This window comes from Bacillus sp. FSL R5-0593 (genome assembly GCF_038603755.1).
GTDB lineage: Bacteria > Bacillota > Bacilli > Bacillales > Bacillaceae > Bacillus > Bacillus velezensis.
Genome location: NZ_CP152011.1, coordinates 499,714 through 525,994, shown reverse-complemented (window position 1 = coordinate 525,994; position 26,281 = coordinate 499,714). Strand labels below are relative to the sequence as shown.

29 protein-coding genes and 2 pseudogenes are annotated in these 26,281 nt (G+C 46.7%); 12 read left to right on the top strand and 19 right to left on the bottom strand.

Annotated elements, in window-relative coordinates:
- Positions 1–90: 90 nt before the first annotated feature.
- The gene (locus tag NYE36_RS02510; RefSeq protein WP_003156193.1) at positions 91–690 is read left to right on the top strand and encodes a rhomboid family intramembrane serine protease; all 600 of its coding nucleotides are present in this window, start codon (positions 91–93) and stop codon (positions 688–690) included.
- Here NYE36_RS02510 and NYE36_RS02505 read toward each other — a convergent pair.
- The 5 genes from NYE36_RS02505 to NYE36_RS02485 form a co-directional block, all read right to left on the bottom strand.
- On the bottom strand, positions 687–2,153 hold the full coding sequence (locus NYE36_RS02505) for a PH domain-containing protein (protein WP_241457919.1): 1,467 nt from the start codon (positions 2,151–2,153) through the stop codon (positions 687–689). The genes NYE36_RS02510 and NYE36_RS02505 overlap by 4 nt on opposite strands.
- Positions 2,143–2,622, bottom strand: coding sequence for a PH domain-containing protein (locus tag NYE36_RS02500; RefSeq protein ID WP_003156195.1), 480 nt, complete (start codon positions 2,620–2,622; stop codon positions 2,143–2,145). The genes NYE36_RS02505 and NYE36_RS02500 overlap by 11 nt, the downstream gene beginning before the upstream one ends.
- A gap of 116 nt (positions 2,623–2,738) precedes the next feature.
- The gene (cshA, locus tag NYE36_RS02495; protein WP_015239193.1) at positions 2,739–4,223 is read right to left on the bottom strand and encodes an ATP-dependent RNA helicase CshA; all 1,485 of its coding nucleotides are present in this window, start codon (positions 4,221–4,223) and stop codon (positions 2,739–2,741) included.
- A 330-nt stretch (positions 4,224–4,553) separates the two neighbouring features.
- Positions 4,554–5,924, bottom strand: a complete 1,371-nt coding sequence (gene murF / locus NYE36_RS02490; RefSeq protein ID WP_060563115.1) for a UDP-N-acetylmuramoyl-tripeptide--D-alanyl-D-alanine ligase — start codon at positions 5,922–5,924, stop codon at positions 4,554–4,556.
- 76 nt (positions 5,925–6,000) lie between these two features.
- Positions 6,001–7,086, bottom strand: a complete 1,086-nt coding sequence (locus NYE36_RS02485) for a D-alanine--D-alanine ligase (RefSeq protein WP_023356724.1) — start codon at positions 7,084–7,086, stop codon at positions 6,001–6,003.
- Positions 7,087–7,239: 153 nt separating this feature from the next.
- Between NYE36_RS02485 and NYE36_RS02480 the strand changes: the two genes are divergently transcribed.
- On the top strand, positions 7,240–7,557 hold the full coding sequence (locus NYE36_RS02480) for a thioredoxin family protein (RefSeq protein WP_003156200.1): 318 nt from the start codon (positions 7,240–7,242) through the stop codon (positions 7,555–7,557).
- On the opposite strand, the gene NYE36_RS02475 is transcribed toward NYE36_RS02480, so the two are convergent.
- Complete coding sequence (locus NYE36_RS02475; RefSeq protein ID WP_136396115.1) at positions 7,554–8,447, bottom strand: cation diffusion facilitator family transporter; 894 nt, start codon at positions 8,445–8,447, stop codon at positions 7,554–7,556. The genes NYE36_RS02480 and NYE36_RS02475 overlap by 4 nt on opposite strands.
- 213 nt (positions 8,448–8,660) lie before the next feature.
- On the opposite strand from NYE36_RS02475, the gene NYE36_RS02470 reads away from it, so the two are divergent.
- Positions 8,661–8,840, top strand: coding sequence for a Fur-regulated basic protein FbpA (locus NYE36_RS02470; RefSeq protein ID WP_003156203.1), 180 nt, complete (start codon positions 8,661–8,663; stop codon positions 8,838–8,840).
- On the top strand, positions 8,827–8,973 hold the full coding sequence (fbpB, locus tag NYE36_RS02465; RefSeq protein WP_003156206.1) for a Fur-regulated basic protein FbpB: 147 nt from the start codon (positions 8,827–8,829) through the stop codon (positions 8,971–8,973). The genes NYE36_RS02470 and fbpB overlap by 14 nt, the downstream gene beginning before the upstream one ends.
- A gap of 26 nt (positions 8,974–8,999) precedes the next feature.
- Here fbpB and NYE36_RS02460 read toward each other — a convergent pair whose 3' ends face one another.
- The 8 genes from NYE36_RS02460 to NYE36_RS02425 all read right to left on the bottom strand — a co-directional run bounded on the left by NYE36_RS02460 (position 9,000) and on the right by NYE36_RS02425 (position 17,346).
- Positions 9,000–10,145, bottom strand: coding sequence for an acyl-CoA dehydrogenase family protein (locus NYE36_RS02460; RefSeq protein WP_241457909.1), 1,146 nt, complete (start codon positions 10,143–10,145; stop codon positions 9,000–9,002).
- Between the two features lie 114 nt (positions 10,146–10,259).
- Positions 10,260–10,595: a hypothetical protein gene (locus NYE36_RS02455; RefSeq protein ID WP_007410218.1), complete on the bottom strand. Its 336-nt coding sequence runs from the start codon at positions 10,593–10,595 to the stop codon at positions 10,260–10,262.
- Between the two features lie 94 nt (positions 10,596–10,689).
- Complete coding sequence (locus NYE36_RS02450) at positions 10,690–11,457, bottom strand: ABC transporter permease (RefSeq protein WP_007410217.1); 768 nt, start codon at positions 11,455–11,457, stop codon at positions 10,690–10,692.
- Positions 11,450–12,376: an ABC transporter ATP-binding protein gene (locus tag NYE36_RS02445; RefSeq protein WP_094032120.1), complete on the bottom strand. Its 927-nt coding sequence runs from the start codon at positions 12,374–12,376 to the stop codon at positions 11,450–11,452. The genes NYE36_RS02450 and NYE36_RS02445 overlap by 8 nt, the downstream gene beginning before the upstream one ends.
- Before the next feature lie 101 nt (positions 12,377–12,477).
- Positions 12,478–13,527: an AI-2E family transporter gene (locus NYE36_RS02440; RefSeq protein ID WP_007410215.1), complete on the bottom strand. Its 1,050-nt coding sequence runs from the start codon at positions 13,525–13,527 to the stop codon at positions 12,478–12,480.
- 185 nt (positions 13,528–13,712) lie between these two features.
- Complete coding sequence (gene dctP, locus NYE36_RS02435) at positions 13,713–14,969, bottom strand: C4-dicarboxylate transporter DctP (RefSeq protein ID WP_007410214.1); 1,257 nt, start codon at positions 14,967–14,969, stop codon at positions 13,713–13,715.
- A gap of 108 nt (positions 14,970–15,077) precedes the next feature.
- Positions 15,078–15,749, bottom strand: a complete 672-nt coding sequence (locus NYE36_RS02430; RefSeq protein WP_003156219.1) for a response regulator — start codon at positions 15,747–15,749, stop codon at positions 15,078–15,080.
- Complete coding sequence (locus tag NYE36_RS02425) at positions 15,724–17,346, bottom strand: sensor histidine kinase (protein ID WP_031378646.1); 1,623 nt, start codon at positions 17,344–17,346, stop codon at positions 15,724–15,726. The genes NYE36_RS02430 and NYE36_RS02425 overlap by 26 nt, the downstream gene beginning before the upstream one ends.
- 80 nt (positions 17,347–17,426) lie before the next feature.
- Between NYE36_RS02425 and NYE36_RS02420 the strand changes: the two genes are divergently transcribed.
- Positions 17,427–18,479: a TRAP transporter substrate-binding protein gene (locus NYE36_RS02420; protein WP_039252664.1), complete on the top strand. Its 1,053-nt coding sequence runs from the start codon at positions 17,427–17,429 to the stop codon at positions 18,477–18,479.
- Between the two features lie 84 nt (positions 18,480–18,563).
- On the top strand, positions 18,564–19,385 hold the full coding sequence (locus tag NYE36_RS02415; RefSeq protein ID WP_012116856.1) for a manganese catalase family protein: 822 nt from the start codon (positions 18,564–18,566) through the stop codon (positions 19,383–19,385).
- A gap of 36 nt (positions 19,386–19,421) precedes the next feature.
- Here NYE36_RS02415 and NYE36_RS02410 read toward each other — a convergent pair whose 3' ends face one another.
- The 4 genes and pseudogenes from NYE36_RS02410 to NYE36_RS02395 all read right to left on the bottom strand — a co-directional run bounded on the left by NYE36_RS02410 (position 19,422) and on the right by NYE36_RS02395 (position 21,526).
- Complete coding sequence (locus NYE36_RS02410; RefSeq protein WP_241457907.1) at positions 19,422–19,781, bottom strand: DUF4937 domain-containing protein; 360 nt, start codon at positions 19,779–19,781, stop codon at positions 19,422–19,424.
- Positions 19,756–20,113, bottom strand: a pseudogene (locus NYE36_RS02405) (cupin domain-containing protein). The gene NYE36_RS02410 and the pseudogene NYE36_RS02405 overlap by 26 nt, the downstream one beginning before the upstream one ends.
- A gap of 134 nt (positions 20,114–20,247) precedes the next feature.
- The gene (gene gsiB / locus NYE36_RS02400) at positions 20,248–20,619 is read right to left on the bottom strand and encodes a glucose starvation-inducible protein GsiB (RefSeq protein WP_015416859.1); all 372 of its coding nucleotides are present in this window, start codon (positions 20,617–20,619) and stop codon (positions 20,248–20,250) included.
- A 100-nt stretch (positions 20,620–20,719) separates the two neighbouring features.
- Positions 20,720–21,526 (bottom strand): EcsC family protein, encoded by an 807-nt coding sequence (locus NYE36_RS02395; RefSeq protein ID WP_265451279.1) that lies wholly within the window; start codon positions 21,524–21,526, stop codon positions 20,720–20,722.
- Between the two features lie 166 nt (positions 21,527–21,692).
- Here NYE36_RS02395 and NYE36_RS02390 point away from each other — a divergent pair, with 166 nt between their 5' ends.
- The 3 genes and pseudogenes from NYE36_RS02390 to NYE36_RS02380 form a co-directional block, all read left to right on the top strand.
- Positions 21,693–22,058, top strand: coding sequence for a multidrug efflux SMR transporter (locus NYE36_RS02390; protein ID WP_094032123.1), 366 nt, complete (start codon positions 21,693–21,695; stop codon positions 22,056–22,058).
- Entirely contained in the window at positions 22,055–22,462 is a 408-nt protein-coding gene (locus NYE36_RS02385) for a DUF5360 family protein (RefSeq protein WP_080130819.1), read from the top strand. Before NYE36_RS02390 ends, NYE36_RS02385 begins: the two co-directional genes overlap by 4 nt.
- Before the next feature lie 57 nt (positions 22,463–22,519).
- A pseudogene (locus NYE36_RS02380) lies at positions 22,520–22,735 on the top strand (DUF2188 domain-containing protein); the annotation flags it as partial.
- A 58-nt stretch (positions 22,736–22,793) separates the two neighbouring features.
- On the opposite strand, the gene NYE36_RS02375 reads toward NYE36_RS02380, so the two are convergent.
- Entirely contained in the window at positions 22,794–23,147 is a 354-nt protein-coding gene (locus tag NYE36_RS02375) for a hypothetical protein (RefSeq protein ID WP_007410203.1), read from the bottom strand.
- 656 nt (positions 23,148–23,803) lie between these two features.
- On the opposite strand from NYE36_RS02375, the gene NYE36_RS02370 reads away from it, so the two are divergent.
- The 3 genes from NYE36_RS02370 (at position 23,804) to NYE36_RS02360 (ending at position 26,256) form a co-directional block, all read left to right on the top strand.
- Entirely contained in the window at positions 23,804–25,081 is a 1,278-nt protein-coding gene (locus NYE36_RS02370) for an Nramp family divalent metal transporter (protein WP_088005335.1), read from the top strand.
- A 104-nt stretch (positions 25,082–25,185) separates the two neighbouring features.
- Positions 25,186–25,452 carry a hypothetical protein gene (locus NYE36_RS02365; protein WP_007609521.1) on the top strand — a complete coding sequence of 89 codons (267 nt, stop codon included), beginning with the start codon at positions 25,186–25,188 and terminating at the stop codon, positions 25,450–25,452.
- Positions 25,453–25,677: 225 nt separating this feature from the next.
- Positions 25,678–26,256 carry a hypothetical protein gene (locus NYE36_RS02360; RefSeq protein WP_169510081.1) on the top strand — a complete coding sequence of 193 codons (579 nt, stop codon included), beginning with the start codon at positions 25,678–25,680 and terminating at the stop codon, positions 26,254–26,256.
- Positions 26,257–26,281: the final 25 nt, after the last annotated feature.

Sequence of the window (26,281 nt, the reverse complement as noted above, 5' to 3'; positions counted from 1 at the left end):
GAATTCCTCCTAAAAGTCCGTACTAAAAAACGGTTTATGTCATAAACGTGTTACTATATATGTAACAAATCAGATGCAAAGGGGCTTGCGATGTTTATACGAACGGAAAATTTCCAGACTTTTATCAGACGTTATCCGGCCGTCAGCTGTATCTTGGCACTGCAGGCGTTCTTGTGGCTGTTTTTCAGTATGCCGCTTCATTCCGTCATGATGTGGTCAGATGCTGTGACCGGCTATAATTACGGCGTTTCCTCGGGAGAATGGTGGCGGCTGGTGACACCGATGTTTTTACACGCGAATTTCACTCACCTTTTGTTTAACTCCATGTCTCTCTTTTTATTCGCGCCCCCGCTTGAGCAGATGCTCGGAAAAGTCCGTTTTCTGATTGTGTACATCGCATCGGGCATCATCGGCAATATCGGCACGTATCTTGCCGAACCGCTTGATTATGTGCATGTCGGCGCATCCGGCGCGATCTTCGGACTTTTCGGCGTGTATGTGTTTTTGACTGTTTTCCGCAAGGAGCTGATCGGCCGGGATCAGTCGAAAATGATTATGACCCTGCTTATCATCGCGGTGCTGTCGACGTTTATCAACTCTAATATTAACATTATGGCGCATTTGTTCGGACTGGCAGGCGGATTTTTGCTTTCCTTTTTATGCGTGCAGCAAAAAAAGCGGCGGTATTAACCGTCCGCTTTTTCATATGAATACCAGCGCCCGATGCGTTCGGCATCTTCCTCGCTGACATCCTTCAGCATGACATGCTCCATGTGGTGAGCTGATTTCACTGCGGTAGCCACAGATGCGAGCCGCCTTCTTTTTTGCAGAAAGGAGCGGCTGACTTCAAACATCTGCATTCTTCTTCTCAGCATAATCGTGGTCGTCTTCCCGACCAGCCTCGTGGTGATCTGAAGCCTGCCGCCGTTTATGCACCATGACGCTGTCCTAAACGAGGCATATCCAAGCACCAGTTCGACGGGAAGCACAAGGAGCGATGCATATCCCCACGGTTTAAACAGAATACAAAGCGGGATGATCACGAAAACCGAGAAGATTATGGATCGGAATAAATACCGGCGCAGCGCCCTTTTCGGCAAATGATTCCGGTTTTCTTCCAGCACGTAATCCGGTGTGAAACCGTTCAGCATCACTCCGAGCTTTGATTTGCGGATGATCGGAAACAGAATCGTCTGTGCTCCTTCTTTCTCATTCCCCGCACTGCCGGCGCTGACAATCGCAACCGTCGCGTATCCGAATAATTGCCTGATCACATTTTCTTTCATTTTAATGGCTTGGATTTTACGGAGCGGGATTGTCACTTGATGTTTTTCAATAATTCCTCTGGTAATGACCAATTCGTGTTCCTTTTTTTCTATCTTAAAGTTGGCATGCTTGATCATCATACCGGCGATGCTTAACAGCCAGGCGATGAACAATCCTATGAAAATGATCACGGCGTATATACCGATGCTCGCATGCTTGAGAAAAGAAAACCTGTCATAGAGCCAGTCCATCGGAAGTACTTCATCAATCTGAGAAAAGAGGGCGAATACCGCTGAGATGATAACACCGATTCCCCCGGATGTTGAGGCGGCCATAAGCAGCTCACCTACAGACAGTCGGTAAACGGATTGTACATCTTCCCCGCGCATCGGCTCCTGCTCCGCTTCGGTCTCCCCTCGTTCTTCTTGCTCCGTTTTTTGCTGAAAAACAGCCGCTCTGATCCGTTCCGCCTCTTCCACAGTAATGGCGGATAAGACAGCCTCGGCGTTTTTCCCGTCGCCGGCCGTTTCGATTTGAAGCTTAACAAGCTTAAAAAGCTGCTGAATGATGCCGGCACTCGTATTCATTGATTGAATCCGGTCAATGGAGATGTATCTCTTTTTCGTAAAAAACAAGCCTTCTTCAATTCTGAATTCTCCGTCCTCAATCCGGTATGTAAATTTTCTCCACTCGATCACACTTGCCGTAATCAGCCAGATAAGCAGGACGGCGAGCGCAATGCCTCCGTAAAAGCGGATGAAGTGGTTGGAATTAACAATATAGACGAGAAAAAATGGCAGAATAATGTTTTTAATGGTTTCGATAATAGTATGGAATAAGTTCAAAATCACGGCCGCCGGGTGCAGACGTTTCGGCTCAGACATCATCTTCCGTCACCCTTGCCAGACGGGAAATGGAATCCCTCAGCCGGTCAGCTTCCTCCATATCAAGCGCCGGAATGGAATGAACGGTTGCCGCCGTGGAGATTTTGACTGAGGCCAGACGATACCTTCTGAGGAGCGGGCCTTGTGAAGTATCTACGTGCTGCACCCTCACCATCGGCACAATGACCCGTTTGACAATAAAAATGCCGGATTGAATATCAATTTCATTTTCATGGACTTCATAGCGCCAGATCCTGTGCCTGATTTTCGGTATGGCATAGACGGATATCACTGAACCGATGACCCAAATAATGCCGAGGACTCCGGTGATCCAATACGGCCAATGGAAGAAATGGCTTAAAACAGCTGCTGCTATAACGGCCAGAAGACAGAAGGCGGACAGGATGATTTCCTGAAGACGCCAGACTTTTAAGCCGCTTGGACTGATTCGATTTTTTGGCTGTGCTCTCAACATACCTACCTCCCATTTTTTATCATACATACAAATACGGCTGATTTGCAAAAAAGATTCACTTTCCGGCATATCAAAAAAAAGCGGACCCCGTAAAAGGGTCCGCTTCCTGTGTTTTAGTATGATTTTTTCTGGCGTCTGTCACCTGAAGAACGGCGGTCGCTTGAGCGTTTTTTATCGTAGGAAGAACGGTTGTTGGTTTTCCCTTTGCCGCCGCGGTAGCCGCCGCCTTGGCCGTCTCTGCGCTTAGAAGTACGCTGGTTTTTATAGCGTTTGCTGACCATCGGCGCTTCATCAGTGAGGCGTACAGGCGTGCTGTCCGGCTCTTTTGTCGCCATTTTAATGGCTGCAGCCACAACTGTCACTGCATCATGATCTTCTAACAATTCCGCAGCTGCCGTCATGTAGAAGTTCAGGTTGTTTTCGCTGATCGCCGTGCGCAGACGGTCAACCGTCACCTGCTGCTGTCCTTCTAATGCTTCGTCAAGCGTCGGCTCTTTCATACGGTCCATTTTGCGTTTTGTCGTTTGTTCAATCGCGCGAAGCATGCTTTTCTCACGCGGTGTGATAAACGTCATCGCCATACCCGTTTTTCCTGCACGGCCCGTTCTTCCGATACGGTGAACGTAGCTTTCAGGATCTTGAGGCACGTCAAAGTTGTAAACGTGGGTAACGCCTGAGATATCAAGTCCGCGGGCGGCAACGTCAGTCGCTACAAGCACTTCGATCGCACCTTCTTTAAATTTACGAAGCGCAACCATACGTTTCGCCTGCGTTAAGTCGCCGTGAATTCCTTCAGCCGCATATCCGCGAAGGTTCAGGGCTTCAGCAAGCTCATCGACACGGCGTTTCGTACGTCCGAATACGATCGCAAGTTCCGGAGACTGAATGTCAAGAAGACGAGTCAGCGTATCGAATTTTTTGCGCTCCTGCACTTCCAAGTAGAACTGCTGAATGTTGGACACAGTCATTTCTTTCGCTTTTACTTTTACGTGTTCCGGCTCAGTCATGAAACGCTCTGCGATCCGTTTGATCGGCGCAGGCATTGTTGCTGAGAATAAGAGCGTTTGGTGGTCGCTCGGCACGTTTGAGAGAATGGATTCAATGTCATCAATGAATCCCATATTCAGCATTTCATCAGCCTCATCCATGACAACCGTATTCACGTTGTTTAAACGGATCGTGCGGCGGTTGATATGGTCAAGAAGACGCCCCGGCGTACCTACGATGATATGCGGGTTTTTCTTCAATGCGCGGATCTGACGTCCGATATCCTGGCCGCCGTAAATAGGCAGTACTTTCGCACGCTTATCTTGTCCGATTTTATATAACTCTTCAGATACTTGAATGGCTAATTCACGGGTTGGCGCGATTACGATTGCTTGAATATTAGGAGACTCGGGGTTCATTTTTTCAACAAGGGGTATACCGAACGCAGCTGTTTTACCTGTACCTGTTTGCGCTTGTCCGATGACATCTTTATTTAAAAGTCCGAGCGGAATCGTTTGTGCCTGGATCGGTGTTGCTTCTTCAAATCCCATACGATTGATTGATTTCATGAGATCAGAACTTAATTGGAAATCTTGAAACGTTATAGTCAAATTATTCAAACTCCTTCTGATTGCTGTTTCAGTAATGTCGTGATTTACCACTAAAAACCGCCCTTTCATCCAAAGGACAGGATCATACGTATACAAAGCCCGAATTACTTTACGTTTAATCTTACCATTACACTATGTGTTTTTCAATAAGGCGAGATGGTCAGGCGGCCGGAAGCGGCCTGACCGGATTCTTCCCGCGAACGAGGCCGGACCCCGCGCCGGACGGGATTTCCCAGCCGGCGGTCTTTCTTTTTCATACGGACAGAATTATTTCACCCTGAATTAGTTTCTTCATTTTTGTATATTTTTATAATGCTGATCAGTATTTTTTCAGTTCTTCTCTAATAAATCTTTAACGATTTCTTCGAGCTTCATACCTCTCGATGCTTTAAACAGAAGGAGATCGCCGGAAGCGGCCATTTTCTGTATGGCGTGAAGCAGTTCTTTTTTGTCAAGATAATGGCTGACGCGCCCTTCTTCAAAATGCCGGCGCGCTCCGTCAGCGATGAATGCGCCGAGTGTGCCGTAAGTAAATACATGGTCGATTTCCGCCGGATTGACCGCAGCTCCGCATTCTTCGTGGAATGCTTTTTCTTCATCACCAAGTTCAAGCATATCACCGAGCACGAGCATTTTCTTCCGATAGCCTTTCATCGTTTCGATTAATTCGACCGCCGCTTTCATTGACGTCGGGCTCGCATTATACGCGTCGTTTACGATCGAGATGCCGTTGTCCGTTTTGACCAGTTCCAATCTCATCCCCGTCACCTTCAGGCGGCTCAGTCCCAGAGCGGCATTTTCCGGCGTAATGCCGAAATAGATGCCGGCGGCGTATGCAGCCATGGCATTCATCACATTATGTCTGCCGAGAACCGGAATAAAGAAAGAACGGTCGATCCCGTCGATATTGAAGTACGTGCCTTCTTCCGCTTGTTTTATTTCTTTCAGGCGGAGATCATTGTCCGCGCCTGCGCCGTATGTCGTTGTCCGGCAAGTGTACGTCTTTTGGCGGAGCAGCGGCTCATCCCCGAAATAAAACAGAACGCCGTCTTCCCGAAGTCCGTTTATAATTTCAAGTTTCGCCTCCGCAATTCCTTCTCTTGAGCCTAAATCCTGCATGTGGGATTCGCCGATATTGGTAATGACGGCCGCTTCCGGTTCAGCAAGACGGCTCAGAAAATCAATTTCGCCCCTCGCGCTCATTCCCATTTCTAAAACGGCGATTTCTGTATCTTCAGGCATGGCAAGCACAGTCAGCGGCAGGCCGATATGATTGTTGAAATTGCCGGCGGTTTTGTGAACGCGGTACTGCGTGCCGAGAACGGCGTGAAGCATGTCTTTCGTTGTCGTTTTTCCATTGCTCCCGGTCACCCCGATAACCCTTGTGCCGAGCTCTTTCAAATAAGCTTTTGCCAATGTTTGCAGCGCCTCCAGCGTGTCATCGACCAGGATGACAGCACGCCCTTCCGGCGGATTCGGTTCAGAGCGGTCCCACAATACCGCGGAAACGCCTTTTTCGAATGCTTGCGGCACAAAGGTGTGGCCGTTAAAATGCTCGCCTTTTAAAGGAATGAACAGCTGATTTTTTTCCAAAGTCCGCGTATCGGTTGCGGCGCCCTCAATCATTGTTTGTTCAAATTCGGGATTTGTCAGTGTGCCTTTGACCATGTCTGCGATTCGTTTTACAGTTCGCTTTATCAAAGGTGGCACCTCGCTTTCTGAAAATGTTGTCTGTTACGGGAAAAGACACTGCCCCTTCAGGCAGTGTCCGTCTTCATTAAAATGTATGTTTAATCAGCTGTTTTTCGGCATGGCGTTCTTTTGCCAGCTCAACCAGCTGTTCGATCAGATCACTGTAATCTACGCCTGCTTCTTTCCAAAGCAGCGGGAACATGCTGAATGGCGTAAAGCCCGGCATTGTGTTCACTTCGTTAATGAGCACTTGACCGTCATTGGTCAGGAAGAAATCGGCGCGGACAAGGCCTGAGCCGTCAATCGCTTTAAAGGCTTTAATCGCCATCTCGCTGATTTCCGCGTATTGTTCATCCGTCACTTGCGCGGGAATCATTAAATCCGTGTCGCCATCTTCGTATTTCGCTTTATAGTCGTAAAAGTCGGTCTTCGGAGCGATTTCACCGACGGCGGAGCATTTCGGTTCGTCATTTCCGAGTACGCCGATTTCGATTTCTCTGCCGGCGATTCCTTCTTCCACCACAATTTTCCGGTCATACTCAAAAGCCAGTTCGAAGGCTTTTTCAAGCTCTTCACGGTTTCGGCATTTGCTGATTCCGACGCTTGATCCGAGGTTCGCCGGTTTGACGAAGCACGGATATCCCAGCTCCTTTTCAACCTGCTGTAAGCAGCTGTCCGGCGTCTGTTTCCAGTCCTTTTTTAAGAAAGCGGCGTACTTCGCCTGCGGAAGCCCCGCTTGAGCGAACAAATGCTTCATGATGACTTTATCCATGCCGGCTGATGATGCAAGCACCCCGTTGCCGACATAAGGAACGTTCAGCAATTCCAGCAGACCCTGAATGGTGCCGTCTTCACCGTTCGGTCCGTGGAGAAGCGGAAATACGACATCGATCGGCGCCTTTTCGTCAGGCGACGCTTCAGGAAACATTTCCCGGTTCAATGCTGATAGAGCGAAACTTTCACCGTTTTGTTCCAGCTGAAGCATTTTCACGTTGGAAACCGGCTCAGTCAGCAGCGGGCCTCTTTGCCATTCTCCTTTTTCAGTGATGTAAATCGGATGTATATCAAACTTCTCAGTATTAAGCGCTTTTGTTACAGCTAATGCTGTCTGCAGCGATACATTGTGTTCGGCTGACTTTCCGCCGTACACCAATCCTAGACTTGTTTTCAATGGATATTCCCCCCACAACAATTCATCTTTACTATCTTATCACTTTCCTCAGAAAATGATCTAATTATTTTTGGGCATTCTGAATATGAAAGCATTTGTATGTAATTCCTTTTTATTTTATATTAAAATGGCATGGAAAAGGAGATGTGTCATATGAAAAAAATCAGTACAACAGAACAATTTAATGAACTTATTCAATCCGACAAGGAAATCATCGTGAAATTTTTCGCTGACTGGTGCCCTGACTGCACGCGCATGAATATGTTCATCGGCGATATTTTGGAAGAATATAATCAAAATGATTGGTATGAACTGAACAGAGACGAGCTCCCTGAGCTTGCCGACAAATATCAGGTAATGGGCATACCGAGCCTTCTGATCTTTAAAAACGGCGAAAAGAAAGCGCATCTTCACAGCGCAAACGCGAAAACGCCCGAAGAAGTCACAGAGTTTTTATCACAGCATATTTAATTCGTTTCACGATCTTTGTTTATGACTTCAGGCTCTACATGAACATGGACATGAGTCACATCATGTTCATGTTTTATTGCATACTCGACTTCATCGGCTACTTCATGGCCTTCTTTCACAGACAGTCCCGGATCTACCGTAATGACCATTTCCACATGAACCGTGCTCCCTAAATACCTTGCTTTCACATCCTTCAGCCTGCTGACCTCTTTTATTTCTTTCACCGTGTGTTTATACGGCTCCAAATCTTTCAGATCAAACCCGTCCGTCAATGAGTGGGAAGCATCTTTGAAGATGTCCCATGCCGTCTTACAGATGATGATTCCGATCAGAAAAGCAATGACCGGATCAATCCACGGCAGATGAAGCCGGGCCGTTAAGACGCCTATAAACGCCCCAATACTGACATAGGCGTCAGAACGGCTGTCTTTCGCCGCCGCATGAAGCGCAGCACTTTTAACCCGATCTGCAAGACGGCTGTTATATACATACATGCCGTACATTACAATCGCGCTTCCGAGCGCCGTCCATGCCGCAATGAAGCTCGGCTCGGCCTCCGTTCCGCTGACAATCGCCTTTGCCCCTCCGATCAGCACTTCAATACCGACCGCCATCATAATAAAAGACGCAATTAATGAAGAAATTGTTTCAGCCCGATAATGTCCGTAGGCATGATCACTGTCCGCGGGGCGCTGGGAAATCCGGAGCCCGATCAGCACAGCCAGTGATGCGACAATATCCGTGGCATTATTTAACCCGTCCGCTCTGAGCGCTTCGGAATGATAAATAAGACCGATCACCAGTTTGACGGCGGCAAGGATGAGGTACGCGCCGATATTAAGAATCGCGCCTTTCTCACCCCGTTTTAAGTTTGCCGTTTGATCATTCATGTAAGGACTCCTCCATTCTCATTCATAGTATGGATGGAAAAGCGGAAAAATAGCAGCTTTGATCTGAGCGAATGCAATATTCGACAGCATTATTCCCCGGGAAACTTTTTGTCGAAAAATTGGCGGTATTTTCCCTTTACATATGAATATGCCCATTGTATACTTTCATTAACTGATAATGATTCTCAATATCATTTGATTAGGAGGGTAATCATGAGGTCTTCTCCTCAGCTCAGATCATCAGTTGAAGGACGAAAAAAACATCTGATCCATTTGCTGATCAATAACGGAATATACAAAAAGTCGGAACGGCATTTATATGAATTATCGCTCGGAGAATTAGAAAGCGAATACAAATATGTAAGGAAGGTGCGGGCTCATGGCGAAACGTAAAATAAAAACATACGAACAGCTGATAAAAGAAAACAAGGCGGCCATTATGAATAATCAAAAGCTGATGAATGTGATCTATGACAGAATTGACCGCAAGCATCAAAAACTGCTCCGGCACAACAGCCATACATAAAAAGAGCCTTTTTCAGGCTCTTTTTTTTATTGCTCAAAGGCTTCCGCCGCTAATTTGCCGATGACCGCATCGTCCATCGGCGGATTGTGAAGGCCGGCCCGGGCATCCCGATAATACCGCTGAAGCGGATTGTTTCGCTCCAGGCTTTTTGCGCCGGTGATTCTCATTGCTTTATCAACAACAGAAAGGACGGCATTTGTCACAATATGTTTTGCGATGCCGAGCTCGCTTTTGATGAAAGGGCGGCGTTTCGGGTCATCATACATTTGCGCCGCCGTGAAGAGAAACTGTCTCGCTTTTAACAATTCAAGCTCCATTTCCCCGACACGCTGCCCAACGGCCGGCACGTCTTTAATCGGTCCGTTCAGGCTGTTCGGCGAATATTCGGATGCAAACCGGACGGCATAGTCCCTTGCCGCTTGAGCGATGCCCAGATAAGCAGCGGGAATGTGAAGCAGCCAGCCATTCACTTTCGCCGCTCTCGGCCCGCTGATAAGCTCCACAAGCCGCTCGTCACTGACCGTGACATGATCTAAAAGGAGATCATGGCTTCCGGTCGCCTTCATGGCAATCATATCCCATGTTTCCTCGACTGAAACGCCTGCCTGATCTTTATGAATGAGAAAAACACCGGTCGTTTGTTTTTCTTCAATCCATGCCGTCACAAGCATATAATCCAAAGTCAGCGAAAGGGTTGTAAAGGTTTTTCGGCCGTTCAGCACCCATTTTCCGTCTTTTTTGACAGCGGAGGTGCCGGGTCTTCCTCCCCTCGTCGGACTGCCGGTCTGCCGTTCCGTCGCTGCCCTGTTCAGGACAGCTCCCTTTTTCACCTCTTCTGTGATAAATGAAAAGACATCTTCATCCCAGCTGTTTCCTTCTCCGAGCTCACCCATGACGGATAAATGCCAGCCGATTCCGAGAGCAACGGCCGCGTCTCCTCGCGCCAGCCGTTCCTGAAACAGCACCATATCATAAACGGAAATGCCTGCACCGCCGAATACCTCAGGTACCGTTAACGCCGTATATCCCGCGTCGCGCAGTCTTTGAATTTTCTCCGCGGGAAAACGGCCCGCCTCATCATCAAGCGCGGCTGTTTTTTGAAATTCGTCTGCAAGCAGGCCGATTTTTTCCATCCATTCCCTCTGCCGTTCATTCTGTATCCATAAAGACACTGGAATCCCCCCATTATAATTCCGATAAAGTTAATAAGTATTATAGAGATTCAAGTCTCGTTTCGCAACTGTGAGGCTGTACAAAAAAACACGCTATTCCATGGAATAGCGCGTTCAGACTGCTTCCGGGCCGCGGTCCTGCTTAAGCCCGAGATAAATCAGCATATATGTGAGATAACCCATCGTCATCACAAGCCCGCCAAAGAAAAAGCTTGAAAAAATCGGCTCTTCAAACGCGGTAACTGCCGCAAGCACGATCCAGCTTGCATACAGGTAGATGATGAAATAACGGAATCCCGACTTCATTTTATATAAGAGAAACAGCCCCACTGTAGAAAACAAACCCAGCGCAAGCCTGAAATAAACAAGATGTTCGAATTGGAACATGAATGACACAAAGGAAAAACCAAGCAATAACACAATCGGTAATGCGGTAATAAAATTTCTCAAGTGAGCACCTCCGTCATTACCTTTATTATAAATCAAAATAGCATAAATTATTGATTTATCGTGATCTTTTTCACAAAAATGTCATTCCTTTACTTTATACCCGAACATCGCGTTTGCAAAAGCTCCACCAAGCGACGGCTAAGAAGAATACGATATGGATAATGATAATGCCTGCGGAAAATAACGGCGTCATTCCCGCAAACAGCGGTTTCGCCCCGCTCATATATTGCGTCAGGTCAGTATTTGCGAACAGCAGAAAACTTCCCCATTTGTTTTGGAAGAGCGACATAATCGTCACGAGTGATTTTGCGCCGTACAGCACGATAAATGACAAAATGACGGCCGTTGCGCTGTTTCGGAATACAGAAGAACACAACAAGCCAAAGCATGCCATCGCAAACGCCTCGACCCAGTTCGTGCCGATTACTTTCAGGGTGTTCATAAGAAGCGTCCCTGATTCAGATGTCACCGACACGCCGAAGAAAGCCATACCGAACAGCAGAGACAGAATATAGTACGCCGCATACAGGTACAAGCTGACCAAAAATACGGTAATGAGTTTAGATACAAAAATCCGCTCCCGCTTTACCGGGCGGATTAACAAAAATTTGATCGTTTTCTTATCAAATTCAGCGGAAATGATTGTTGCCGCGATCACGATCGTTAATGCCTCAAGCAGAATATTCAGCCCGGGCGCGTACGCCATATAGCCGATGAAATTCTCATCCGTTCCGGAACTGATGACAAGCCGTTTAATGACAAGCGCCATAATAAATTGGAGAACGGCCATCAGAATCAGCGCCACTAATGAGACTTTTCGGTTAAAGAGTTTCATATGCTCATTCGCTGTCAATTTAAACATTCGTCTCCCCCTCCTCTTGAAGCGCCGTCGTCACTTTCATGAATTCATCCTCCAGCGATTCCGCATACGGCATGATGGAATACACGAGAAAGTCTTGTCCGACGAGCGCACGGTTTAATGCCGGGATGTCTTTCTTCGCTACGGTGACGGTAATGTCCCCGCCGTTTTTCTCCGGAGCAAATTGCTGTTGGGACAGCCATTCGAATGCTTCGTCAGCCGGCTGAATGTCGAGGACGGCTTTTTCTTCTTTTTCCTCAGCGCCGCGCAGAACAACCTCTGTTTTGATCTCACCTTTTTGAATGATGATGACACGGTCGCAAAGGTCCTCCACTTCACGCAATAAATGCGTCGCAAAAAGGATGCTCGTCCCTTCAAGCTCCGCGAGTTCCTTTAAGTGATCGCGGAAATCCTTCATTCCGCCGGGATCAAGCCCGTTTGTCGGTTCATCTAAAATGAGCAGATTCGGACGGTGAAGAATGGCCTGCGCAATCCCGAGACGCTGACGCATGCCAAGGGAATACGTTTTAACTTTGTCATGAACGGCATTGGTGAGCCCGACCCGCTCGATGACTTCCTGAAGCCTGTCCTCTTTGATGTTTTTGTGCATGTTGGCAAAGTGCTTTAGATTTTCCCACCCCGTCAGGTACGGGTAGAATTCAGGATTTTCCACGATCGCTCCGACGGATTCAAGCGCTTTTTCGAAATCAGCATCGTGCTGAAAGCCGTTAATTGTAATCGTGCCGCTGTTTTTCTTTAAAAGACCGACGATGATTCGGATAAGTGTGGTTTTTCCCGACCCGTTCGGACCGAGCAAACCGATGATCTCGCCCTGCCTGACATCCATGCTGATGTTTTTTAAAATGTGCTTTTTGCCTATTGTTTTGTCAAGGCCTTCAATATGTAAAATCGGCTCAGTCATACAGCCTTCCTCCTTTTTCACAAAAAATAAACAGTGCCCGTACATAGGCACTGTCTGCATTATAACATTAGTCATATATTCGTGAAGAGCCGGAGCCGACGTTATGTCTTATCCGGGACCGGTCCGTTTTTTTCCTTCTCTTCATTATTGACGACATCCAGAATATCGAGCAGGAACACAAAAATCGGAATTCCGATAATCAAGCCCCAAATGCCGAAGAAATGTTCCGAGAAAATCAGAACTGTAAAGGTAAAAAAGATCGGCAGTTCCGTTTTCGCTGACATCAGTTTCGGATTAAGGAAGTACGTCTCAATCGCATGGATGACGAAAATGACCAGCACGATGTAGATGACATACGCTGCGCCGCCCGTCGTATACGCGATGATGCTGAGCGGAATGAGCGAAATCACCACACCCGCAACGGGAATGAGCCCGAGGAAAAAGACCATGATGGACAGGCCGAACAGCTGCGGAAAATGCAGAATCGCCAATGCGATCAAGGTGAGGATACAGTTCACCAGCGCGATAATAAATTGGGCTTCAAGCACTTTGCCGAATGTTCTCGCAAACTTGCTGCCGAAATAAGCAAGTTCGTAGTAAAAAACAGACAGCTTGCTGTGCTGAAATTTTTTCATAAACTCCGTGAGCCGCTTTTTCTCGAACAGGAAAAACATGCTGAGAATCAGTGACATCACGACCTGCAAACCGAAAGTGCTGATATCGGCCAAGTATGTATACAGTACATTAAAGCCTTCTTTTACATAGGAACCGATATTGATATCGCCGAACACGCTCGATATCTCATCATAAAACGGAATGACATCGGGATGATACGCGATGTGCTTGATCTGCTTAATCAGCTGTTCAATCTGCTTGGCAACAATCGGGTAAAAGACAAAGCCACCGACAGTCGCCCCGACAGCCAGCGCAATATATAAAACGGTGATGACCACCCTCTGGCTGATCCGGAAAAAATGGTTCAACACGTGCCGGATGACAGTCTCCAGCCGATCCATCAGAAAAGTAAAAATAAACGTAAGCAAAATCAAATTAATCATACTTCGGAATACAACTAACACCCCAGTCAAAACAAGAAAAACGGAAAAACGTCTGACACCCGGATGCTGAAAAAATTTAAAAATAGCCGCCATTTATACACTCCTGCTAGGACAAAAAGCCCTTAGATTTCATCTTTCACTCTCTAATTGTAAATTATATAACAAAATGACGCTAAGGTCTTTGTCCACCTCCTAATAAATTTAAACAAATTTATCTTTTTTACTCATGGCGGCCGAAAAAAAGAACGGCATGCCCGATGCATGCCGTTCCTTTCCTTTTATACCGCCGTTTTCATTTCTTTAACGGCCTGTGTGCTTTTCACTTCGTCAAACTCATTTTCGCTCTTGGCTACGATGATGGTGGCGATTCCGTTTCCGATCAGGTTGACGATCGCCCTTCCTTCACTCATAAAGCGGTCGACGCCGAGGAGCAGCGCCAGCCCCTCCAGCGGAATAACCTGAAGCGCCGATAAAGTGGAGGCGAGCACGATAAATCCGCTTCCGGTTACGCCCGCCGCGCCTTTTGATGTCAGCATCAGCACGAGAATGATCGTAACCTGCTGGCCGATGGTAAGGTCAACGCCGAACACCTGCGCCAGAAAAACCGTCGCCATGGACAGATAAATCGAGGTGCCGTCCAGGTTAAAAGAATATCCCGTCGGAATGACAAGGCCGACAACCGATTTGGAACAGCCGTAGCGCTCCATTTTATCCATCATCCGCGGAAGGACGGACTCAGAAGAGCTTGTGCCGAGAACGATGAGCAGTTCATCTTTAATAAAACGGAGATAGTTCCACAAGCTGAAACCGAATAGTTTGCAAATGATATTCAAAGCGACAAATACAAACAGGAACATCGTAACGTATACAGACAGCATCAGACTCGCCAGCGGCTTGATGGAATCAAGGCCGAAGTGTCCGATCGTATAGGCCATGGCCCCGAATGCGCCGATCGGCGCCGCGCGCATGATGTAGCCGATGATTTTGAAAAAAACATGCGACAGTTTATCAAAGAAATCAATAATGCTTTTGCCTCTTTCACCGAGCGCCGCCAGGCCGACACCGAATAATACAGAAAAGAATAAGACCTGAAGAATGTCGCCTTTTGCGAAAGCGTCAACCATATTTGACGGAACGATGTGAGTGATAAATTCAATCCAGTCAATCCCCTGTCCCCCGTTTTGCGTGTACTGAGAGACATCCCCTTTTTCAAGCTTGCTGTAATCAAGCCCCTCACCGGGTTTCATGATATTGACGACCAGAAGTCCGATAATAAGGGCGATGGTGGTCACGACTTCAAAATAAATAAATGCTTTTCCCCCGACTTTGCCGACTTTTTTCATGTCTCCCATCTTGGCGATGCCAAGCACGATCGTCAGGAATATGATCGGTGCGATAATCATTTTTACCGCATTGATAAATGTATCGCCGAGCGGCTTCATCTGCTTCCCGGCCTCAGGCCATACGAGTCCGACAATGACGCCGATGATCACCGCCGTGATGACCTGCACCGTAAGATTTTTGAAAATTTTCATCCCTACTCCCCCTTGCCTCTCGCTGCGTCTATACAAAAATGATAGCGTTTTCAAACAAAGAGGGGAAGCTTATGATCATAACGGACATTTTGGTCTTTTTGGTCTCGGCTAGCGGACGAATTTGTAGCGGTTAACCGGCCGGCCCACTCCCCCGTATTGAATGTCGAGCTTAATCTGGCCGTCTTTTTCAAGAAAATCAAGATAACGCCGCGCTGTCACCCTGGCGATTCCGAGCGCTTTGGCGGCTTCTTCAGCTGAAAGCGGCTCCGTCTGCTGTTTCATATAGGTCAAAATTTCATTCATCGTAAAATGATTTAACCCCTTCGGCAGATCCCGGGACGGATTTTGCGGAATTTTAAGCAGCATGTCAAGCTGCTCTTGCGACATGGTGTCATGCTCTTCAATTTTCCGTTTATATTGTTTATAGTTTTCGAGCGCCTGTCTCATCCGCTCCAGCTTAAACGGCTTCAAAATATAGTCGGCCGCACCGTTTTGCAGCATAAGCTGGATTGTTTCTTTGTCTTTTGCGGCCGAGACGATGATGACGTCCACTTCGAGCTTTTGTTTTCTGATTTCCTGGAGTGTTTTAATTCCGTCTTTTTTCGGCATGTATACGTCTAATACCACGAGCCCGGGCCTCAGATCTTTTATAAGCCTGATTCCCTCGTCTCCGTCAGCTGCTGTGGCGATGACGCTGAACCCCGAAACACCGGTGATAAATTCTTTATTCACCTCCTGCACCATCGGATCATCTTCAATAAGCAGCACCTTGATGTCCATCGAATGATTCCTCCCCCTTCATCGGAAATAAAATAGAAAATGCCGTTCCCTGTCCCTGCCGTGTGTCGACTTCAATAATGCCCATCCCTTTGTCGACGATTTGTTTGACGAGGTACAAGCCGTATCCCGTTCCTCCCGTTTTATTGACGGTAAACCCTTTGTCATAAAGGTGCGGGATGTGCTGATCGGAAATCCCGCTTCCGTTGTCTTCTATTAATATAGCAAGCACTTCATCATTTTGCTCGATACTGATGTCAATATGTTTGTCCTCCGTGTCCGCTGTTTCGAATGCGCCGAACGCATTTTCAATTAAATTGCCGAGCAGGACAACGATGTCATGCTGGTCGACATGCTCCGGAAATGCCGAGAAACTGCTGTTTTCATCAATTTTCACAGAAATGCCAAGCTCTTTTCCTCTTTTGATTTTGCTTAACAGCAGTCCCGCCGCAGCGTCATTCTGAATGGCCTGATGAAGAAAATCGGTGACGCTTTCTTGTTCTGATGATTCCTTAAAAGCAAGCTGGAGCGCTTTTTCTGATTTTCCGAGCTGAATCAGTCCCGCGATGGTGTGAAGCTTGTTCATATGTTCATGATTTTGAACTCTGAGCGCATCGACAAAATTTTTCACACCTGTCAGTTCTTCCGCCATTTTCGCCGCTTCCGTCCTGTCCTGAAAAATGGCGACGGCTCCGATAACCTTCTTTTTCATGACGATCGGAATTCTGCTGCTCATGATCACCTTTCCGCTGACTTGGATTTCTTCATTATATACGGCTCGGTTCCGCTCGACGATTTCAGGGAGGCGCGAATCTTTTAACACGTCCCAGATCAGCCTGCCGTCTGTCTCTTGTCTGACATTGAATATCTGCTTCGCTTTTTCATTAAAAATAGTGATGTGATGCTGATTATCGATCGCGATGACGCCCTCATTCATTGAATGAAACGTAGCGGTCCGTTCCTCATACATTCTCACGATCTCATGGGGCTCCAGCCAAAACATTTGTTTTTTGATGTGGCGGGCCAGCAAAAAGGAGCCGGCCAGTCCGAACCCGAGCGCCAGCAGAACGATAAACAGTATTTCATGTTTCAGCTGAAGAAGAATTTCACCGAATCCGGGCAGCGTTTTACCGGCCAGAACGACGCCGATCTGATTCAAATTCCGGTCTTTGATGGGATAAAAAGCGCGGACGGCGGTGCCGATCTCTCCCTTTGCTTCGGAAAAATAAATGTGCTCGGCGAACGCCGCGGCTTCGTCCTCACCCCTTGAACGCTTTCCGATCATTGTGCTGACGGGATGTGAATAGCGGATATGATCCATATCCATGACGACGATGTAATCCGCTTCATTGATGATCCTTATTTCTTCGACCGCATGGCGCACGTCTTCCCTTTGTTTTTTCTGCTCCAGGGCGCGTTTGACATCGGTCATCTCAGATACCGTCCGCGCGGTATTCATCAGCCGTTTTTTCAGCTCGCGCTCCTCTGTATGCTGAATATTTCCGATCAGCACGATGCCGACGATCAAAAAGGTAAAAAGCACGACGATATACGAAAGTATGGTGATTTTCCAGCGGATGGTGAGCTTTTTTTTCGTCATTGGCCTCTTCCTTTCCGTCTCTTTACGAAAACGGCCCGCCCGATTATGCTTGTTATAGAAAATGGCGGAGGGGGTTTTCGATGAAAAGCTTGCTGACTTGTCTCAGCCTGATGGTACTCGGTATCGGAACCGCTTTATTCATCGGCTTTCATGATCGTTTCTCAACGGAAGAACCGTATTATGATGACGAACAGGAAGGCCTGAAAGATCAAATCGTTTTCAAATTCAGCCATGTCGTTGCTGAAAACACGCCAAAAGGGCGGGCGGCGAATAAGTTTGCCGAACTTGTCTATCAAAAATCCGGCGGCACCATTAAAGTAGAGGTGTTTCCAAACGGGAGCCTCTATTCAGATAATGAAGAAATAAACGCCCTCCAAAACGGGGACGTGCAATTCATCGCTCCCTCCACCTCAAAGCTCGGATCACTGTCTCCCGAATGGGGTGTTTTGGATCTGCCGTACGCGTTTACAAACTATAAAGCCGTGCAAGAAGGCCTCAACGGCAAAATCGGCACACGCCTGTTCGCTTCTTTAGAAAAGCATCATTTGAAAGGTCTGGCGTACTGGACGAACGGGTTTAAGCAGCTTACGTCAAATAAAGGACCGATCTTCACTCCGGACGATTTGAAAGGACAGGCGCTCAGGATCATGCCGAGCAGCGTGATCGAAGACCAGTACCGTCTGCTCGGCGCGCGCCCGCGGCAGGATTCCTTTAATTCCACGTTTCAGCTATTGGAAAGCAATCTCGTAGACGGAGAAGAAAATACGATTTCAAATATCTATTCTAAAAAATTTTATAATGTTCAAGATTATTTGACAATCAGCAATCACGGGTACCTCGGTTATGCCGTGATGACCGACGAGCATTTCTGGAATTCGCAGACAGAAAAAACGAGAACCATCTTAACGGAGGCGATGAGAGAAACGACGGAATGGAACGAAGCCTCCGCTGAGAAAATGAATAAAGACCAGCTTGAAGAGATAAAGAAGAATTCATCCATTCATATTCATGTGCTGAGCAAAGCGGAAAAGAACACATGGATGAAACGCCTCGACCCGATTTACGGACAATATGAACAGGTAATCGGCCGCGGGCTTGTGCAGGATTTGTTATCCTTGCGCCGCGAGCCTTAGCAGGACCAATACGCCCATCTCCGTTTCATCCCTTTTCCCGCCGGGGAAGTAAATAGGGACAGAGCAAAAAAAGGAGATGGAGACATGTTTACACATACGAAAAAACTGCAGCATCCGGCTAAACCGGATCGTCCTGACCCGCTGTTCGCAAAAAAGATGCAGGAAATTTTAGGGGGACAATACGGGGAAATATCCGTCGCCATGCAATATTTGTTCCAAGGATGGAATACACGGGGCAATGAAAAATATAAGGATCTTCTGATGGATACCGCGACGGAAGAAATCGGCCATGTCGAAATGATCGCGACGATGATTGCGAGACTGTTAGAAGACGCCCCGCTGGCAGAGCAGGAAAAAGCGGCTGATGATCCGGTCATCGGGTCCATTTTAGGCGGGATGAATCCGCATCATGCAATTGTCTCAGGACTCGGCGCAATGCCGGAGAGCAGCACGGGCGTTCCGTGGAGCGCAGGCTATATCGTCGCAAGCGGAAACCTTCTGGCAGACTTCCGCGCCAATCTGAACGCCGAATCACAAGGAAGACTTCAAGTCGCACGCCTGTATGAAATGACCGATGATAAAGGCGTGAAAGATATGCTCAGCTTTTTATTGGCCCGCGATACCATGCATCAAAACCAATGGCTTGCGGCCATTAAAGAATTAGAAGAACAGGAAGGTCCGATCGTTCCTTCCACATTCCCGAAGGCGCTGGAAAAACAGTCATTCTCCCATAAGCTTATTCATTTCTCAGATGGCGGAGAAAGCGCTGAACAAAATTGGCTGAAGGAAACAGCGCCGGACGGAGAACCATTCGAATACGAAAAGGAACCGAAAGCGCACGGCGAAATAGCTAAGCTGGATCCTGTCCCGCCGTATGTCCACAACACGCTTCCCGGACGCGAGTAAAGACACAAGCCCAAAACAAACTGTTTTGGGCTTTCATTATGCCTTCAGAACCGTCCAGTCCGGTTCGTATCGGATGTCAGGGTGATGTAACAGCTCGTGAATGACAGGTTCATCCTCTTCATACAGCATCACTTCTATTGAAAGAATCGCAGCCTTCTGCTCGTTTTCTTCGTATATGCGGCCATGTTCGTTCTCCATAAAATCATCATAGGCCTGTCTGTTCTCCCAAACGCTGATGATCTCTGCGATGAACAGGCCGTCTGCGTTTTTCCGCCACCCGCCGGCCTGTTTGACGAAGCCATTTACACATGATAATGCTCCCCGCCTTGACTGTGCTTGCGCAAATGCTTCAGCGTTTGCAGCGTCTGTTTCACATACAATCTTTTTGATCAGCATGACGTTCCTCTGTGATGACTGTTTTTGCACGCGTATGCTCAACACACAGATTCACGGTTCTGACGTAAGAGCGGGTGCGGTGAATCGTGCCTTTCGGGATGAGCAGGCTGTCATTTGCCTTGAGCACTGCGGTTTCTTTGTCCTTAAAATCGATCAGCAGCTCCCCTTCCAGAACGATGAACCATTCATGAGTCAGGGTGATGGTGCCAGTCATATTCTCCCGTAAACACTGCGAGGCGCACACAGTGGTCATTGATCTCCGCGATTGAAAAATTGTCGTGTTTTTCTTTAACTTTATTGGCGATAGCGAGCAAATTCAGCATGTCAGACACGAGTGAAAAACCCCTTTTTCATCTTATTGTATCGCAACGGCGGCTCAGATTAAGATTTTCCCAAAATAAAAAGCGATCCAGCTGATGCGCCGGATCGCTTTTGATCTGCAGGTTGTCTGCCTTTTATGCTTTTATTAGCTGCTTCGTCTGTTTCCGCCTTTTTGGCCGATTTCCTTATAAAAATCTTTGTCATGATTTTTACTTGTGGCTTCTCCGCCTTTTTGGCCGATTTCTTGATAGAATTCCTTGTCATGGTTATTGCTTGTGGCTTCTCCGCCTTTTTCACCGATTTCCTGATAGAATTCTTTGTCATGATTTTTGCTTGTGGCTTCTCCGCCTTTTTCACCGATCTCCTGATAGAATTCTTTGTCGTGATTTTTGCTTGTGGCTTCTCCGCCTTTTTGACCAATTTCCTGATAGAATTCTTTGTCATGGTTATTGCTTGTGGCTTCTCCGCCTTTTTGACCTGCTTCTTCTCTGCTCATTTTGTTATTATCTTGTGCCATTTTTGAATTCCTCCTTTAATTGGTGTTGGTTGTTGGTTTCCCGATTTCAGAACTGCTAAACAAAGAAAACACATTGAATGTGTTTTCGGGTGGTTTTTTATCATTCTGTATCCTTCATGCGTTTTAGAATCCGGCGTTTTTTATAGAGCATGATGCCTGTTTCCGCGATGCTTTCTAAAGCTGAACGGTTGGCGGACGCGCCGAAGATGATGCCTGCGGCCGGAACCATTTGCAGCAGTTTTTTCGCGGCGAACGTATCGCGATAGCTGTAAACGACTTCCCGCCAGCCTTGGATTTGCGAGGCGACGCGCTGATAGGCGCGGTCGTTTTGATCATATTGCCGTAAATCTTGCAGGATCGCTTTTTTTCCGATGACGTCACTGGATGCAAGCTGGAGCAATTTGACGATAAACACGCGTTCTTTTTTGTCTTTCGGATCAAAGCCGTAAGCAACCGCGATATCCTGCAGCGTCTTTAAGGACAGGCCGAGCATCGCCGGGATGTCTGCCGCCAGCGTGAATACGCCGCCGACTCCCGTTGCGGCTCCCTGCACCGTCGCGGCCTTTACGCTTGTACGCGCTATGGCTTCTGCGATTTCGTCCATGACGGCAAGCGGCGCAATGCGGATGTCGTGAAGCGTTTGACATGTACCGTGCGGCAGCCGTTTTTGAAACTTTTTCGTGATGCGCTTTTCTGATGTCAGGTACTGTCCGCCTGACTGAATAAACGTTCCCGTTTCATCGAGAATGAGTCCGATTTTCCTCTGAATAAATTGCGGTGTCAGCTTGTCCAAAAGCTGAAACGGCAAGCGGGTGAATGTTTGCCAGAACATCACCCTCTGCTGCGCCTTTTCCCATTTTTGAATGTCTCTCAGTTGTCTTTCCAGGTCTGTCCGCTCTTCTGTCACCCGTCCTGCACGTCCTTTCTGATTTCTTTGTTCATAGTATACCTTTATGGCGTTTTCTTTTTACACCCGGCCGAATTTTTTATCCGGAAAACATTCCATTGTTTAATTTTCTTCAAATTCTGTATATTGTATAATTTTGAATAATACGATTGAAGGAGAATGTTGAATGCAATGGATTTATTTAAGTTTAGCGATCATTTTTGAAGTATTGGGTACGGTCAGCATGAAATTATCAAATGGATTTACAAAACTTGTCCCAAGTATTTTATTATTATTGTTTTATATCGGCAGCCTTTGTTTTCTTACTTTGACTTTGAAATATATAAGTGTCTCCATCGCGTATGCGGTCTGGTCGGGAATGGGGATCGTGCTGATTTCAATGATCGGAATTTTTTTCTTTCATGAACAGTTCTCTGTCATAAAAGCTGTCTCTGTTCTTTTGATCATCATCGGTGTTGTTTCCTTAAACTTTATTTCTGAAAGTGAAACGTCATTAAACGGCAGCAGCGTTCATACGGACAGAAACAGATGATGAAAGGGTTAAAGGTTCTCTTCCTCATTACAGATATTGGATTTATCGTTTATTGGATTGTTACTTTTTTTGAGTGGATTCCAAAAAACATGGTGTTTAAAGATTATGATAACGCCATGATCATGGCCTGGAACTGGTCATTCTTTCCCTTAGATATTTTCATTTCGATAACCGGGCTGTACAGCTTGTTTCTTTATAAACGGAAACATGCGTTATGGCGCTCTTTCGCATTAATATCACTTGTGCTGACCTTTTGTTCAGGCCTGCAAGCGATTGCCTTTTGGGTATTTATCGGTGATTTTGATTTTATGTGGTGGGCATTCAATCTGTACTTGCTTCTTTATCCTTTATATTTTATTCGGAAATTGCTGGTCTCTCGTAAAACTAGCTGTCATTCTTTTTGATAAGGCGGTTTTCTTTTTCTTCAGGCGGGAAACACTTTTCATAAAGGAGTGATAGACATGCCTTGGTCTATGAAGGATTATCCGCAATCATTGAAGAATCTCGAGGAACCTGTGAAGAAAAAAGCGATCGAAATCGCGAATGCGATGGTAGATGAGGGTTATGAAGAAGGACGGGCCATTCCCATTGCGACAAGTCAGGCGAAAGAGTGGAAAAAAAACGCTTCTAAGGAAGAAATCGATCAGCTGATGAAACACGATGATGAAACGAAACGCGGAAATTGAATCGGAATAAAGGAAAAACCCCGCTCTCAAGAGAACGAGGTTTTTCTGATTATAAACCGTAATAATAAGATAGTGTGGTGACTGAAACGTAGCCTGTCGCTCCTGCATACGTGACTTTCAGCCATTTATTAGAATTGGTGTAGTGGCCTTGAACATATTCTCCGGTTACCCAAGAACCTGTAATTTTTTTACCGCTTGAGAATGTTGTGATCGTTGAACAGCTGACCTTAGAGCATGAGCGCATATTAGCACCGTAAATACCGACTGTGCCCCCGCTGGCTAAAATGGAAACGTCCGGTTCAGCTTTAGGTTTGAAAGCTGCTGCTGATGCAGAGCCGCCAAAAGCGAATAAAGAAACAGCAAAAATCATGGCTAAAGAAATGATCGACAAACGACGTACCAAGAAAATTCCCCCTCTTTTATCATATGGCCGGAAAGCTTTCCTGACGTTATTATACTTTTTCGCCCGGGAGACTGAAATAAGTCTAATGCTCCAACTTCTTTTCTTCGCAAGTGACCATGCCGATTCTTTTTTTTGATAGATAACAGCGGTTTATTGGACTGGAATCACTGATATATCGTTGATTCAAACGTTTATTCAGAGCGGCCGGAGTTTTTCCGGAGGTCATTTGAATGGTACAGAAAGGTTTTATCTTCCAATGGAAAGAAACATTATTATTCTATTTACCCGGGAAAACGGAGGAAATACAGCGTCTTTTTCTCAAATCAGCTGGGCGGACAGAAAGTTGTGAAGTGATATGGGCAAGTGTCCTCTTTTCACCTTTTTAAAAGAACGCTCCACGCATCCGCGCATGATCGGACGCGGAAACACGCTTTGCGAACGGCATCGCTTCTTTCCCGGAACGATGCCGTTTTCATTTTCGGACCTTTCTTCGGCGGGATACATATCATAGATAAAACAGGGCATCAATGTGCCGGTTTATTGAACATAAAGAACTTGACATCTTATAATAGCGGATTTATGATGTAGATAAAATAATTTGCATCTAGGAAACTTTTTGTTATTTAGCTAAAAATCTATCGGAATTTAGGTGAGACATAATGAGCAAAGACATCTCAGCACAATCACTGCAAGCAAAAGCCGTGCAGGATGCACTTGACGGCAAAAGCAAGGGATTCAAGCGGCTTCTGCCTTTCTTAGGCCCAGCCTTTATCGCGGCGATTGCCTACATTGATCCGGGAAACTTCGCTACGAATATCTCAGCTGGTTCGAAATTTGGGTATATGCTGCTGTGGGTCATCCTCTTTTCAAACTTGATGGCTTTTTTAATCCAAGTTCTTTCCGCGAAGCTCGGCATTGCCACGGGTAAAAACCTTCCGGAAATCGCCAGAGACCGGTATCCGAAATGGGTATCAGCCGGGCTGTGGATACAGGGTGAACTGGTGATTATGGCAACTGATCTGGCAGAATTTATCGGGGCGGCGCTCGGACTCAACCTGCTGTTCGGCATACCGATGGTTGAAGCGGCCATTATCGCGGCGATCGGATCATTCGCGATTTTAGAGCTGCAGCGCCGGGGTTACCGGGCGCTGGAAGCGGGCATCGCCGGACTTCTGTTCGTCGTGGTGATCGCCTTCGCTCTGCAAACCTTCTTTGCCAAACCTGACGCCGCCTCCGTTCTCGAGGGGCTGTTTATCCCGAAAATTGACGGAATGGACAGTGTGCTCTTGGCAACCGGGATACTCGGCGCAACCGTGATGCCGCATGCCATTTACTTACATTCCGCACTGACACAGCGCCGTGTCGTCGGAAAAACGGATAGTGAGCGGAAAAAGATTTTTAGATTCGAGACGATTGACATTCTCATCGCGATGGTGATCGCCGGGGCGATTAACGCAAGCATGCTCATCGTCGCTGCTGCGCTTTTCTTCAAGAACGGGCTGTATGTAGAGGATTTAGACGTGGCTTATCAGCAATTCGGCCACTATATCGGACCGGCTTCAGCCATTCTCTTCGGGATCGGGCTGCTGGCCGCAGGACTTTCAAGCTCTTCTGTCGGCACATTGTCAGGCGATATTATCATGCAGGGCTTCATCCGTTACCGTATCCCGCTTTATTTGCGGCGTTTCATTACCATCATTCCGCCGATGATCATCATTATCTCGGGGGTCAACGCCACAGAAGCGCTCGTATGGAGCCAGGTCGTTCTTTCATTCGGCATCTCCTTTGCGCTCGTGCCGCTGATTATGTTTACAAGCAACAAACGCCTGATGGGCGCCCTGACGAACCGAAAATGGGTGACGGCTCTCGCCTGGCTGATTGCGGTTTTGGTGATCGCGCTTAATCTGTTTGTGATCTACGATTCATTCCGTTAGAAAAAACCGGCCATTGCGGCCGGTTTTTCTTTTGACGCCGGGTGCCGTTCGTATCTTTTTCCGGGCGTTTTTGGTATGATAGAAGAAAAATCGGAGTTTTGCTTATGTCAGTATTTATCCTTTTTTATCTGTGGATTGTGCCGATTGTCATCGGCATCTTCTGTTCTCTTATCGCTTATCGGACAACGGGTAAGAAACGTCTGATTCCCGGCTTTTTCATGATCGCATTAAGCATCGTTTCCTTAATCACGGGGCTTTGGATCGGCGGGGTGAACTATCATGTGTTCATCGGGGGCATGTTTTTATTCGGTACGTTATTGGCCGGCTCCGCCTTCCCGTTTTTCTTCGCTCTTTCACGCAAACGAAAATAAACAGGCATGCCGCCTGTTTATTTTTATTCATTAACCCTAAATTATAAAACCGCTCCGATAATGTGATTCCGCCTCAATCAGCCTGTACATGTGTTATATAGGCTCCAGCCCATGTCCCATCTCGTCGAAACTGCAGCCAAAATGAATCCTGCTAAAGAAGATTTTGAATTATAAGAAAAATACTGTATTAAAATCCTATTTACCCCAAAAATACCTATTGATAGAATGGTATCTGAGAGGGGAAAATGTTCAAAGCGGATCATATCGGTCCCGCCTAAATACATAGTCTTTCATTTCTCTCTACACTACATTTCTAAAGGAGGATTTCCCATTAGACACGCAGCTAAAGGCATTCTGTTTGCCGCATCTTTAGCCCTTGTAACTACTGCTTTTGTCCCCGCATCCTTAGCTAAAGAAAATCATAATAATACTGCCAATGCCACTGGAACGACCAAATCATTTTTTTATCAGACTGATACGCAATTTTCCTACGGACTTAAAGCACAAAGCGATGCGTCTGTGTCAAAACCAGTCAAAGATGTAATCAGAGAAGTGCTGAAAAATAAAACAAAATTATTCAATCTTGTTGAAAAATTAGCAGGAAAGAAAATAAGAAATGAACTCGAATCCGTTTTCAATGAACACATAGAACCGGTTTTAAAGAAAATGCTGAACGAGTATGTCGCCTTAAGCTGGACTGACGTGGAAAAGAATCTTTATCTTTCACTTAAAAAGTCCGGACTTTCTGACAGCCAGGCTAAAAACCTCGCTCATTTGACAACTTTAGCAATGAAAGCATTTTAAAATCATTCATAAATGATCATCAGGA

What these genes read in the sequence shown, in the direction of transcription:
- NYE36_RS02510 (WP_003156193.1), top strand. Translation starts at nt 91, where the DNA reads ATGTTTATACGAACGGAAAATTTCCAGACTTTTATCAGACGTTATCCG.
- NYE36_RS02505 (WP_241457919.1), bottom strand. Translation starts at nt 2,153, where the DNA reads ATGATGTCTGAGCCGAAACGTCTGCACCCGGCGGCCGTGATTTTGAAC.
- NYE36_RS02480 (WP_003156200.1), top strand. Translation starts at nt 7,240, where the DNA reads ATGAAAAAAATCAGTACAACAGAACAATTTAATGAACTTATTCAATCC.
- NYE36_RS02475 (WP_136396115.1), bottom strand. Translation starts at nt 8,447, where the DNA reads ATGAATGATCAAACGGCAAACTTAAAACGGGGTGAGAAAGGCGCGATT.
- NYE36_RS02470 (WP_003156203.1), top strand. Translation starts at nt 8,661, where the DNA reads ATGAGGTCTTCTCCTCAGCTCAGATCATCAGTTGAAGGACGAAAAAAA.
- fbpB (WP_003156206.1), top strand. Translation starts at nt 8,827, where the DNA reads ATGGCGAAACGTAAAATAAAAACATACGAACAGCTGATAAAAGAAAAC.
- NYE36_RS02450 (WP_007410217.1), bottom strand. Translation starts at nt 11,457, where the DNA reads ATGTTTAAATTGACAGCGAATGAGCATATGAAACTCTTTAACCGAAAA.
- NYE36_RS02445 (WP_094032120.1), bottom strand. Translation starts at nt 12,376, where the DNA reads ATGACTGAGCCGATTTTACATATTGAAGGCCTTGACAAAACAATAGGC.
- NYE36_RS02440 (WP_007410215.1), bottom strand. Translation starts at nt 13,527, where the DNA reads ATGGCGGCTATTTTTAAATTTTTTCAGCATCCGGGTGTCAGACGTTTT.
- dctP (WP_007410214.1), bottom strand. Translation starts at nt 14,969, where the DNA reads ATGAAAATTTTCAAAAATCTTACGGTGCAGGTCATCACGGCGGTGATC.
- NYE36_RS02430 (WP_003156219.1), bottom strand. Translation starts at nt 15,749, where the DNA reads ATGGACATCAAGGTGCTGCTTATTGAAGATGATCCGATGGTGCAGGAG.
- NYE36_RS02425 (WP_031378646.1), bottom strand. Translation starts at nt 17,346, where the DNA reads ATGACGAAAAAAAAGCTCACCATCCGCTGGAAAATCACCATACTTTCG.
- NYE36_RS02420 (WP_039252664.1), top strand. Translation starts at nt 17,427, where the DNA reads ATGAAAAGCTTGCTGACTTGTCTCAGCCTGATGGTACTCGGTATCGGA.
- NYE36_RS02415 (WP_012116856.1), top strand. Translation starts at nt 18,564, where the DNA reads ATGTTTACACATACGAAAAAACTGCAGCATCCGGCTAAACCGGATCGT.
- NYE36_RS02410 (WP_241457907.1), bottom strand. Translation starts at nt 19,781, where the DNA reads ATGCTGATCAAAAAGATTGTATGTGAAACAGACGCTGCAAACGCTGAA.
- gsiB (WP_015416859.1), bottom strand. Translation starts at nt 20,619, where the DNA reads ATGGCACAAGATAATAACAAAATGAGCAGAGAAGAAGCAGGTCAAAAA.
- NYE36_RS02390 (WP_094032123.1), top strand. Translation starts at nt 21,693, where the DNA reads ATGCAATGGATTTATTTAAGTTTAGCGATCATTTTTGAAGTATTGGGT.
- NYE36_RS02385 (WP_080130819.1), top strand. Translation starts at nt 22,055, where the DNA reads ATGATGAAAGGGTTAAAGGTTCTCTTCCTCATTACAGATATTGGATTT.
- NYE36_RS02365 (WP_007609521.1), top strand. Translation starts at nt 25,186, where the DNA reads ATGTCAGTATTTATCCTTTTTTATCTGTGGATTGTGCCGATTGTCATC.
- NYE36_RS02360 (WP_169510081.1), top strand. Translation starts at nt 25,678, where the DNA reads ATGGTATCTGAGAGGGGAAAATGTTCAAAGCGGATCATATCGGTCCCG.